Genomic DNA, 11635 nt, shown 5'->3' with positions numbered 1-11635 from the left:
CTTCTGTTGGAATAGCGCCTGAGCAAGACACGTATATTGGTGAAGGATGGCTTGCTGTTGGGTTTGTGGTATCGTTAATACGACAATCCACTGGAATTTCATCTTCTACAATCACGTTGAAACTACAGGTTGCTGTGTTTCCTGCAACATCGCTAACTTCAAAAGTAATTAGGGTTGTCCCGATTGGGAATGCCGACCCTGAAGCCAAACCTGCTATTTGTGTTGTAGCATTCACCGTGCAATTATCGGTGCCTACAGGGTTGGTAAAGGTAACTGTCGCTGTTGTTGACCCTGAATCTACCGTTTGTGTGATATCTCCTGGACAAACAATTTCTGGATTGATAGAGTCCTCAATGGTAATGATTTGCTCTACATTTATTGAATTCCCAGCTTCATCGGTAACACTGTAAGTTCTTGTGATGACCTCTGGATTACTATTTCCATCGCTAACATCGCTAACAAAAGCTACAGTTGGATTTGCTGTACAATTATCAGCTTCATCTATAACTACTGAAATATCTTCGGAAGGAATAGCACCTGAACAAGACACGTTCACAGCTACAGGGTTGCTAGCTATAGGGGTTTCTGTGTCGTTAACTGAAATAGTTTGCTCTACTTCTATTGAATTCCCTGCTTCATCAGTAACGCTATAAGTTCTTGTGATGACTTCTGGGTTTGTGTTTCCATCGCTAACATCGCTAACAAAAGCTACTGTTGGATTTGCTGTACAATTATCAGCTTCATCCATAACTACTGAAATATCTTCTGTTGGAATAGCACCTGAGCAAGACACGTATATTGGTGAAGGATGGCTTGCTGTTGGGTTTTCAGTGTCATTTATTGTGATGATTTGCTCTACATTTATTGAATTCCCAGCTTCATCAGTAACGCTATAAGTTCTTGTAATGACCTCTGGGTTTATGTTTCCGTCGCTAACATCGCTAACAAAAGCTACAGTTGGATTTGCTGTACAATTATCAGCTTCATCCATAACTACTGAAATATCTTCGGAAGGAATAGCGCTTTTGCAAGACACGTTCACAGCTACAGGGCTGCTAGCTATAGGGGTTTCTGTGTCGTTAACTGAAATAGTTTGCTCTACATTTATTGAATTCCCAGCTTCATCAGTAACGCTATAAGTTCTTGTGATGACTTCTGGATTACTATTTCCATCGCTAACATCGCCAACAAATGCTACTGTTGGAGGATCGCCACTATCATCTGCTTCATCTGTAACGACTGTAATATCCTCTGTTGGAACATCTCCTGAACATGATACATGAATCGCTGCGGGATTGCTTGCTGTTGGATTTTCAGTGTCTATATCTTCATCTACTGTAAAAGAACAATTTATTGAATTACCGTTTTTATCCGTGGCAGTAAGTGTAATGGTCATACCAGGAGTGTATGCGCTTCCTACGGCAGGAACTTGGGTGATGACTATGCAAGAATCACAATTATCTGTTACCGAAGCTAAAGTGGTATAATCTGGAAGTAGCTCTCCTGATGCTAAAATTTGGTTTGCTGGACAATCTATTATAGGATCTTCCGTATCCAGAGTTTCTTTACCAAAAATAACATAGGCAAAACCTGGATCTGCATTAACTTTATAATCGTAACTATACTGTTTATAATGTCCTAAAATAAGATCATCAATGCCATCATTATTAACATCGCCTGCGCATGAGCCAGAAGCAAGATCATTACTATTAAATAAAGTCATCTTTAATAAACAACCTGGATTGGTCGATATTGAAACCGATTCTGTCCAATCACTTCGGCCATAAATAAGATATTGGGATGAATAATCTCCATAAACTAAATCATCATACCCATCATTATTAAAATCTCCGGCAGAATTAAATACTTTTCCTGTTCCAGAAGTGAAAAAACCATTAGTTCCATCTAAAGTTTCTAAATCGAATACTGCAGGAAAAGTATTGCTGCCAAATAGAACATGCTTATTTCCAAAAATAATATCATTTAAACCATCATTATTTACATCATTAGCATGACTTACATAGGAGCTTATTGATAGCACTGAATGTTCAACGGCAAAACCGTTTGATCCATCTAAATCTTCTACATTAAATGTACTTGGAAAATTAGCGCTACTAGGTTTGCCATAAACAACAAACTTTCTGTCTTTTGAGCCTCCAATAGCCATATCATTAATGTTGTCGCCATTTACATCGCCAAGTCCTGCAACGCTACGACCTATATTTTCTGTAGTAGTTCCATTACTAGTAATTATAAAACCGTTCGTGCCGTCTAAACTCGAGAGATTAAATAATGTAGAATATCCCGATGTTGAACCATAAATAACAAAGCATTTTCCAGACTCTGAGTATCCTGAAGATGTACCATTTGCAAGTATGACATCATCTATATTATCGCCATTAACGTCTCCTAAATTGTCGAGGTCTAGGCCTGCAAACCCATTAGTGCCAGTGCCAATAATGGTAAACCCATTTGTGCCATCCAATGTCGCTAAATCAAAATCTGAAGTATACCCACTAGCTTTTCCATATACAACAAATATGTGTCCTGCTCTACTTCCTCTATAGGGGTTGCTAATTATAATATCATCAAAACCGTCATTATTAATATCACCCGCAGTATCTGCTTTACCAAAATTATTATCACTACTTGTTCTACTATGAGGTAAGTTGTCGCTGTTGATTTTAAACCCATTTACCCCATTAAGGTATTCTAAATCTATATTAGGAGGAAATCCATTGCTTGTCCCGAAAATAATATAAACCCCTCCAAAGACGTCTATATGATACCCGCTATAAGGCCCTGTATGGTTAACCGTATCGCCTTTAGCTAATACAATAAAATCATCTATACCATCGCCATTCACATCTCCGGCGGTATTCACATCATGTCCGGCATAACTATTTGCTTCTTCTCCATAAACGACAAGACCATTAGTTCCATTTAGATTATTAGTAGAAAAATTAGTTGTAGAACAATCGATTTCTTGGGTGGTTGTTTTTAAAGTTACCATAAAAGAACAAGAACTTGTATTCCCAGCTCTATCGGTAACTGTTATTTCTACATTAGTATTTGAGGTAAATATCGTGCCTTCCACTGGTGTTTGAGTGTACACCATTTCTGTATTATAAGAGCTATTGTCGTTAACACTAGATAGGAAACTTATATAATTAGGCAATACCGAATTTGCATATAATTCCTGTGTTCCACTAGGACAAGTTATAGTTGGTGCTTCATTATCAATAACATCAAACGTGTTCCCAAAGAAGACATGAGTGGCTCCAATTCTATTGTAAGTAGTGCTTATTTTTTGCCCAACTACAAAATCCGTCAGACCATCATTATTAAAGTCACCTGCATGACTTACAGCGTAACCAAATCCTTTGTAACTATACCTAACATCATCAAATACATGATATCCATTAACACCGGTAACATCCAAACTTTCCATTGAAGCTGGTAAACTTGTACTTCCATAAATAACATAAACCGATCCACTTCTTGCATAGCCATACCAGTGTGGCACAGAAACGATTAAATCTGTAATCCCATCATTATTAATATCTGACAATCCATCAATTCCTGAGAATGTATCGGTATATTGATACCATCCAGACTTAAAAACAAACTTTTCTGCAGCAGGGATGTCGGATATATCTTCTAAAGCAGCGAAAGGTGTACTTTTTCCAAATATTACATAAGCACTCTCCTTGCTAGTAATTGCAAGATCATCAATCCCGTCTCCATTAAAGTCTTTTGCGTCACTTACAGTCATTCCTAACTTACTGTAATCTATATCGTCGGTTAAGGCAAACCCATTTGTGCCATTTAGTGAGGCTACACTAAATACTGATGGAAAACCTGTGCTGTTGCCAAAAATCACTACAACTCTTCCAGAATAGCTCAAGGTTCCTTCATCATAACTTGGAAATCCTAATATTATATCTGTGATACCATCATTATTTATATCACCTGCATGACTTACTTTGAGATCATAGCCCGAACCACTTTGAGAAAAGCCTTCAATATTAAACCCATTACTCCCGTCAAGTAATGTAACATTTGTATGCCCGATAGTCGAACTCCCGTAAAAAACATAAGCATGACCATCACTACCTGATTCTCCAATAATAACATCACCAATACCATCTCCATTTACATCGTCTAGATGACTTACCGATTCTCCAAAATTACCAGCGCCATCTAGTATAATTCCATTTATCCCATCTATATCGGTTGTTGTATATAATGCTGAAAACCCAGAGTTACTTCCAAAAATGATAATGGCTTTTCCTGAACTTCCAATTAATATATCTTTAATACCATCGTTATTTATATCGCCCGCACTACTAACTTCAATCCCCATTTGATCATTAGTACTCAGGCCCCTTACCGTGAAACCATTAGAGCCATCTAAATTATTAACATCTACTGAAGCTGAAGTAATTCCTGTAGCTCCAAAAATAACATAAGCCTCTCCAACTCTTAATATAGTTCCGTCGTCTATGCCAGGAGCTCCTGTTATAATATCATCTATACCATCACCATTTATATCCCCTAAATCACTTACAGATTCTCCTAAATCGTCTGCTTCTTGCTCGCCATATACACTAAAACGCTGTGTGTCGTCTGTTATTGATATCGGTACATTTGGATCGCCTTGAGATAAAGAAGCAAAAACATTACAAAACAGAAAGAAACACAATATGATATAAGGTTTTGATTTATATCCAATTCTATTTTTACTTTTATTATGCATAACTATTTTTTGGTTATTCTTTTAGATTCTAGCAGACAAAACTATCGATGATTACATTAAGGAATATCACTACAAATGGGGTTATTTCAAAAGTGATAACCCCCTGTTTTCAGGGGTGTGATTATCACCACAAATGGTCTGTTATTCTAGTTTCAACTTAAACATCTTTGTAACACGGAAATTTGTAATAGGTATACATTTTCTAATAAAAACCAGTTATACGAACTGTTTAAATAATTTATAAACCATTTTAAAAAGCGATTGAACATGATCTGGGGATTTACACTAATCTTACTAGGTATCATTGCCGTACCGTCTTTGATTGTGTCAAAAAAATCAAATAAGGGAGAGCTTTTAGAGCAAATTGAACCACACCAAGGCTGGATTGGTATCGCGTTTTGCCTATGGGGCATTTGGGGAGTAGTCTCCTCTGTTTTAAATATGAATTTGCTTACTACATTTCCGCTCTGGTGGATTACCTTATTCGTAGGTAATATTGTGGAAGTTGTTTTAGGTTTTTTACTGGGGTTTGGTTTAATTACCAAAATCTTCTCATCTAAAATAGAAACTGAAAAGCGAGCATATATTAGAGAAAAACTAGCCCCGAAACTAGGAAGACTAGGCATTGTAGGTTTGCTTATGGGTGTTTGGATGACCGCCGTTTCATTTTTGTTTTTATAGGCGTCTCTTAAAAGAGGTTCTTAATAATGAAAACGATATAAGCATCTAGAAATTAAATTATTAATTGCAATTTAAAGCTTATGGTTTTTTTTAAATAATTAAAACGATTAATATTCCTAAATTCGTAAAACAACCAGCATAGGGAAATTGGTATTATTGAAATTATTAGTTTTGTCCTTATGCCCCGATTATTTTTTTCAATTTTATTACTTAGTACTTTTTTGTGTTCCTTTGCCTTACAGGCACAAACTTTAAAGGATGCAACAGCCAATCATTCTCCAAAATTTAAAAAGGACTATAAAGAGGAAGTTACTCAGGCTTTTTCTTTTTTGAACAACAATAAATCTAATGAGGCTTATGCAACGGGACATAAGCTCTTAAAAAAAAACCTCAATACGGTTTCCAGGGCAAACGTTAATTTGCTTTTAGGGTATTATTTTAATGCAAAGCAACTCCTTGATTCTTCTTTGTATTATTCTAATCGCGCTTTAAAGTACAGTTCGCTAATTCAATTGGACTCTTTAAAATATAGACTTCATAGTATTTCATATAATTTATTGGCGATTAATAATAAAAGAAAAGGACTGCTAAAGGAGAGTAAAAAATGGCATTATAAAGGACTAGATGCTTCTCAAAAATATAATGACAATTCTTTGTATTATACCCATTTGCACGGGCTTGCCAATATTTATAAGCAAATGGGCGATTACCAAAATGCTTTAAAAACCTTCAAAAAGTGTTTAAATTATAAAGATGATTTAGAAATAATTTACGGCAGCTATATCAACATTGGCGACATTTATGCTACTCTAGAAGATTATAATGCTTCAAATGAATATTATGAAAAAGCTTTAAAGTTAAGTGAGCAAGATCGGAATTTTTATGCCCTTGCCGTTATAAAAACGAGCCTAGCAGCAAACTATTACACGCAAAATAATGTTGAAGATGCAATTTCCTTATACCATGAAGTTATTCAATTGTCTGAAGATAAGGAGTATAAGCAATTAGCATTGGATACGCGACTAGCTATTGGAAGTATTTATCTTGATTTAAAACAGTATCATGATGCGCAAATCGTTTTTTCATCTGGATTAAACAACGCCATAGAGTTAGGATATTTAAATGCGCAACAAAATATTTATGATAACCTTAAATATATATTTATTGAAAAAAATGATTATAAATCGGCTCTAGAATTTTCATCAAAATCTAATCATATAAAAGATTCTATAAACCAATTACAGAGGGATAAAGAGATTAATGAGATAGAAGTAAAGTATAAAACCATTCAAAAAGAAAAAGAAATAAAAGTACTGCAGGTTGAAAATAATAACCGAAAACTGGAAATTAAAAATAAAAATGAAGCTTTAAATAACCTCAAATTAAGGCAAGAAGTTGAAAATAAAGAAAATGAAAACAAACTTTTGTCTTTTCAAAATGCTTCTGAAAAAAAGTTAACAGAGATTATTCTATTAAAAAAAGATCAAGAAATTCAACAAACCAAGCTTGAAAAAGAGAAAAGTGCTAAAAAAATCATGCTGTATTTCTTTTTAGTGCTACTTGTTCCTATCATAGGTTTGCTTGTTATATATTACCAAAAGCTTCAAGCGCAAAGTGAACTAAATAAAAAACAAGAAGAAATAAAGAAAAAAGAAATTTCATCAATAATTAAAGATCAAGAATTAAAACTAGTTAAAGCCTCTATAAAAGGGCAAAACAAAGAGCGTAAACGTATAGCTCAAGAGTTGCATGATAGTATTGGCGGTAACTTAGCCGCCATAAAACTGAAGTTAAATAATGCTCCAAATAGTAGTGAACCGCATTTTTTAAGTACTATTAACAGTCAGTTAGATGAAACTTATGATCAGGTGCGTTTTCTTTCTCATGATTTAATTCCGAAAAAATTTAGTGAAAATAATTTTTGTGAAGTCTTAAAAGAATACATTCATAGTATATGGGGAGCCAAAAGTGCATTTTTGGGATACCCGTCGCAAAAAATTGATCTTTTGGATAAAAACCTCCAAATAGAAATTTTTAAAATCATTCAAGAGTTAACTACCAATACTATTAAGCATGCCAAAGCGACAATTATCGACTTGCAGTTAAATTTATTAGAAAATGAATTAAATATCCTATTTGAAGATGATGGCGTTGGGTTTAATCCAGAGCATCACCATGAAGGCATAGGGTATGAAAATATAAAAAGTAGACTGAAAAAATTTCAAGGGACTTTTAATATTGATTCCAGAATTAATAGAGGCACAATAGTAAATATTGAAATCCCAATTCCAGTTGAAAATGAAGTATAATTTAGTGATTGTAGACGATCATAAAATGTTTTTAGATGGGGTACTCAGTATCCTGAATACAAAAAAAGAATATCATGTTTTGTTAACTACAACAAATGGGGAACAGCTTCTAAAGTATTTGAAAATTAATTCTGAAGAACGAATAGACTTAGTTATTACCGATATTTCGATGCCAAAATTAAATGGTATTGCACTTAATAAAATACTAAAGGCTCAAAAAAGAAATATAAAATCTCTTGTAGTTAGCATGCATAACGACGCTGAAATGATTGATGAACTTATCGCCGATGATGTAGATGGTTACGTGCATAAAAATGCAGAAAAGCATGAATTATTGCTTGCTATTCAGTCCATATTGAAAGGAGAAAAATACTTTTCGAAAGAAATAAAAGATGTTTTTTTAGAAAATAAATTTTACAAAAAGCAGCAAGAAGAAATTAAATTGACCCAACGCGAAATTGATGTTATTACTCTAATAGCTCAAGAGTTTACCACACAAGAAATTGCAGATAAATTACACTTAAGTAAGCATACCATAGAGAGTTATAGGAAAAACTTGATCGCTAAATTAAATGTTAGAAATCTCGCCGGCCTCACTAAACATGCATTAAAAATGAAATATATAGCGGAATAGCTAAAACAATTCCCAAAATATTTGACAATTTGGCTCGTAGTTATTCGAGTGGGTTTAAATAAGTATGTTACTATAGTTCTGTTTAAAACGATTTTATAACTCTTAGTCTAAAAATAATGTCATTTGTTCTATAGATGCCACCTATATTTTGTTTAGTATAAATGTAGGCAAGCATACTTTGAATTTTAAAACTAGGATTAAATTGGTAGCCTGCTCCTGGGGTGATACGAATAACGTCGCTAAATTGCGAAAGTTCTACTATGTCATAGAAGAATTCTATCCCCATGGGGAAATAAAAACCTCTATTGTCGCTAAATAGCAAACCTTGTAATCCAATATTGGTCATGATTTGATACCTAAAACGTAGTCCGAAATGGTTGCTATACTCTTGTGCGGTAATCAAAAAACGCTCTTCTAATCTGAAATAATTAGTGATATGAATTCGTTTCGAGATATTAAGATTAATTCGGAAGCCTTGAAATGGTCTTATTTCTAATGAGTTGGGGCCTATTCTGTTGTTGAGGTAAAATAAGCCTAGCCCGGCACTATAAGATTCGTAACGCTTCAATTTTTTTAAAAAAAAAGGTTTAATTGTTTTTTCGTAAGCTGCTCTTGCTACATAGCGCTCCCAATCATTGGAGGTTTTGGTTCGATAACCTGCGTCAGATTTTAAATAAGTGCTGTCTTTTAATTTCCAACTAGGCGCGATACTTAGCCATAGTTGTTGGGTGAATGCGTTGTCTACCTCTAATGGAGCACTCTGAGTAAAGCCTATACACGGTGTGATAAATAAAATAAATAATAAGGTATGAATTCCTTTTATGTATATTTTTTTATCAAAAACATGAGTAGTCTTGCGCATTCAACCTAATTGTAGTCTATAAATTAATGAAAATGGAAATTATTTTTTTTAATACTTTGTTAAGCAAATTTACTTAATAATTAGCAATGTAAATAGTTGGGATATAAAGCTTCTTTTTAATTTAGTTAACCTGTGTGATTCTCACGCAAACGCTTTCGTTAATTTTTATTTTTTTATAAGATATTTTTTAACTCAACCCATTAAAGGTTATATATTTGCAAAAATCTATTTATAGAGCAGATATTAGCATGAAATAGGTGAAGTTAAATGTGTTTTGAATTTAAAATTAAATTTAATTCTCAAGCCAGTAACCATGCTATTTAATACAAACATTAAGAGGAAATGAACAAACAAATTGATCAGCAATCGGCAGATAATATCAGAGCATTAGCTGTTGCCATGGTAGAAAAAGCAAAATCGGGGCACCCAGGTGGACCTATGGGAGGTGCAGATTTCATGCACATTTTATACTCCGAATTTTTTAATTTTGATCCTTCAGATATGGAGTGGGCTTTTAGAGACCGTTTCTTTATGGATGCTGGTCACTTATCTACTTTAATGTATGCGCAGTATTACCTATTAGGTAACTACGCAAAAGGCGATGTTGCTAATTTCAGACAATGGGGTTCAATCACACCAGGTCACCCAGAAGTGGATGTAAAAAGAGGTATTGAAAACACATCTGGTCCACTTGGACAAGGTCACACGATGGGTGTGGGCGCTGCAATTGGAGCGAAATTTTTACAAGCGAAGTTTGGAGATTGGATGAACCATAAAGTATATGGTTTCATTTCTGATGGTGGTATTCAAGAAGAAGTGTCTCAAGGGGCAGGTCGTATTGCAGGTCACTTAGGACTTAACAACTTCATCATGTTTTTCGATTCTAACGATATCCAGTTATCTACTTCTACCGATGAGGTGACTACCGAAGATACCGCTATGAAATATGAATCATGGGGCTGGAAAGTGGTAACTATCGACGGTCATGATCACGATCAAATAAGAAAAGCATTAACCGATGCGAATAACGAAACAGAAAAACCAACCTTAATTATTGGTAAAACAATAATGGGTAAAGGGTGTGTTGCTGCCGATGGTAGTATGTTCGAAGGCTACTGTGAATTACACGGTCAGCCCATTGGAGCATCTGGAGCAGATTACGAAAAAACATTAGAAAATTTAGGAGCAGACGTCAATAATCCTTTCGATATTTATGGTGATGTTCAAGAATTTTATAAAAATTTAATTGCTGAAAAAACAGCTCAAGCGGCTGAAAAGAAAGCAGAAATTAATACGTGGAGAGATGCTAACCAAGCATTAGCTGAAAAATTAGACTTCTTCTTATCTGGTGAATTACCAGAATTAGATTTCGATTTAGCTCAAAAAGCAGGTTTAGCAACTAGAGCAGCGTCTTCAGCAGTATTAGGTTACTTAGCTGAAAACGTAGAAAACATGATTGTGTCTTCTGCCGATTTATCAAACTCTGATAAAACTGATGGTTTCTTAAAGAAAACGCATGCGATGCAAAAAGGTGATTTCTCAGGATCATTTTTACAAGCAGGGGTTGCCGAATTAACTATGGCTTGTATTGCAAACGGATTAGCATTACACGGTGGGATTATTCCTGTTGTAGCGACATTCTTTGTGTTTTCAGATTATATGAAGCCTGCCATTCGTTTAAGTGGTATCCAAGAATTAGGTGTTAAATATGTATGGACTCACGATGCTTTTAGAGTAGGTGAAGATGGTCCAACACACCAACCAATCGAGCAAGAAGCTCAAATTCGTTTATTAGAAAAATTAAAAAACCATAGCGGAAACCCAAGTTTCTTAGCCTTACGTCCTGCCGATTCAGCAGAAACAAACGTAGCTTGGAAAATGGCTTTAGAAAATAAAAATACGCCAACCGGTTTAATTTTATCAAGACAAGGTATTAAAGATGTTCCTGCTCAAGGAGAATCAAGATACCAAGAGGCTTTAGCTGCTGAAAAAGGAGGGTATTTAGTGAAGGAAGTTGAAAATCCAGATGTGGTTTTAATCGCAAACGGATCGGAAGTTTCTACATTAATTGCTGCTGCAGAAATTTTAGAAGCTGAAAAAGGATTGAAAGTAAATATTGCTTCTATTCCTTCTGAAGGTGTTTTCAGATTACAATCTAAAGACTACCAAGACAGCATCATTCCTAAAAACAAACCTCTTTTTGGTTTAACTGCAGGTTTACCTGTGAACTTAGAAGGTCTTGTTGGTGATAATGGTAAAGTATTCGGTGTCGATCACTTCGGTTATTCAGCGCCAGCTTCAGTGCTAGATGAAAAATTCGGGTTTACTGGTGAAAAAGTAAGCAACGAAGTATTAGAATATTTAAAAACAGTTTACAAAACAGCATAATT

6 protein-coding genes are annotated in these 11635 nt (G+C 34.7%); 4 read left to right on the top strand and 2 right to left on the bottom strand.

All coding sequences use genetic code 11. From position 1 onward, the window contains the following. On the bottom strand, positions 1–4759 hold a 4759-nt coding region (locus tag KO493_RS02695; RefSeq protein ID WP_216066397.1), incomplete at its 3' end, for an HYR domain-containing protein. Positions 4760–5026: 267 nt separating this feature from the next. On the opposite strand from KO493_RS02695, the gene KO493_RS02690 reads away from it, so the two are divergent. The 3 genes from KO493_RS02690 to KO493_RS02680 all read left to right on the top strand — a co-directional run bounded on the left by KO493_RS02690 (position 5027) and on the right by KO493_RS02680 (position 8383). Next, positions 5027–5440 (top strand): hypothetical protein, encoded by a 414-nt coding sequence (locus KO493_RS02690; protein ID WP_216066396.1) that lies wholly within the window; start codon positions 5027–5029, stop codon positions 5438–5440. A 179-nt stretch (positions 5441–5619) separates the two neighbouring features. Next, positions 5620–7749, top strand: a complete 2130-nt coding sequence (locus KO493_RS02685) for a tetratricopeptide repeat-containing sensor histidine kinase (protein ID WP_216066395.1) — start codon at positions 5620–5622, stop codon at positions 7747–7749. After that, the gene (locus KO493_RS02680) at positions 7739–8383 is read left to right on the top strand and encodes a response regulator transcription factor (protein WP_216066394.1); all 645 of its coding nucleotides are present in this window, start codon (positions 7739–7741) and stop codon (positions 8381–8383) included. Before KO493_RS02685 ends, KO493_RS02680 begins: the two co-directional genes overlap by 11 nt. A gap of 82 nt (positions 8384–8465) precedes the next feature. Here the strand turns inward: KO493_RS02680 and KO493_RS02675 are convergent, their stop codons facing one another. After that, the gene (locus KO493_RS02675; RefSeq protein ID WP_216066393.1) at positions 8466–9245 is read right to left on the bottom strand and encodes a DUF2490 domain-containing protein; all 780 of its coding nucleotides are present in this window, start codon (positions 9243–9245) and stop codon (positions 8466–8468) included. A gap of 342 nt (positions 9246–9587) precedes the next feature. Here KO493_RS02675 and KO493_RS02670 point away from each other — a divergent pair, with 342 nt between their 5' ends. Then, positions 9588–11633 carry a transketolase family protein gene (locus KO493_RS02670; RefSeq protein WP_216066392.1) on the top strand — a complete coding sequence of 682 codons (2046 nt, stop codon included), beginning with the start codon at positions 9588–9590 and terminating at the stop codon, positions 11631–11633. Positions 11634–11635 lie beyond the last annotated feature (2 nt).

The organism is Pseudotamlana agarivorans (assembly GCF_018860245.1).
Classification (GTDB): Bacteria; Bacteroidota; Bacteroidia; order Flavobacteriales; family Flavobacteriaceae; genus Pseudotamlana; species Pseudotamlana agarivorans_A.
Note: the sequence above shows the minus strand (reverse complement) of the source record. Positions and strands in the feature narration are given on the sequence as shown.

Excerpts from the sequence above, each read along its gene's own strand:
- KO493_RS02690 (WP_216066396.1), top strand. The coding sequence starts at position 5,027 with ATGATCTGGGGATTTACACTAATCTTACTAGGTATCATTGCCGTACCG.
- KO493_RS02685 (WP_216066395.1), top strand. The coding sequence starts at position 5,620 with ATGCCCCGATTATTTTTTTCAATTTTATTACTTAGTACTTTTTTGTGT.
- KO493_RS02680 (WP_216066394.1), top strand. The coding sequence starts at position 7,739 with ATGAAGTATAATTTAGTGATTGTAGACGATCATAAAATGTTTTTAGAT.
- KO493_RS02675 (WP_216066393.1), bottom strand. The coding sequence starts at position 9,245 with ATGCGCAAGACTACTCATGTTTTTGATAAAAAAATATACATAAAAGGA.
- KO493_RS02670 (WP_216066392.1), top strand. The coding sequence starts at position 9,588 with ATGAACAAACAAATTGATCAGCAATCGGCAGATAATATCAGAGCATTA.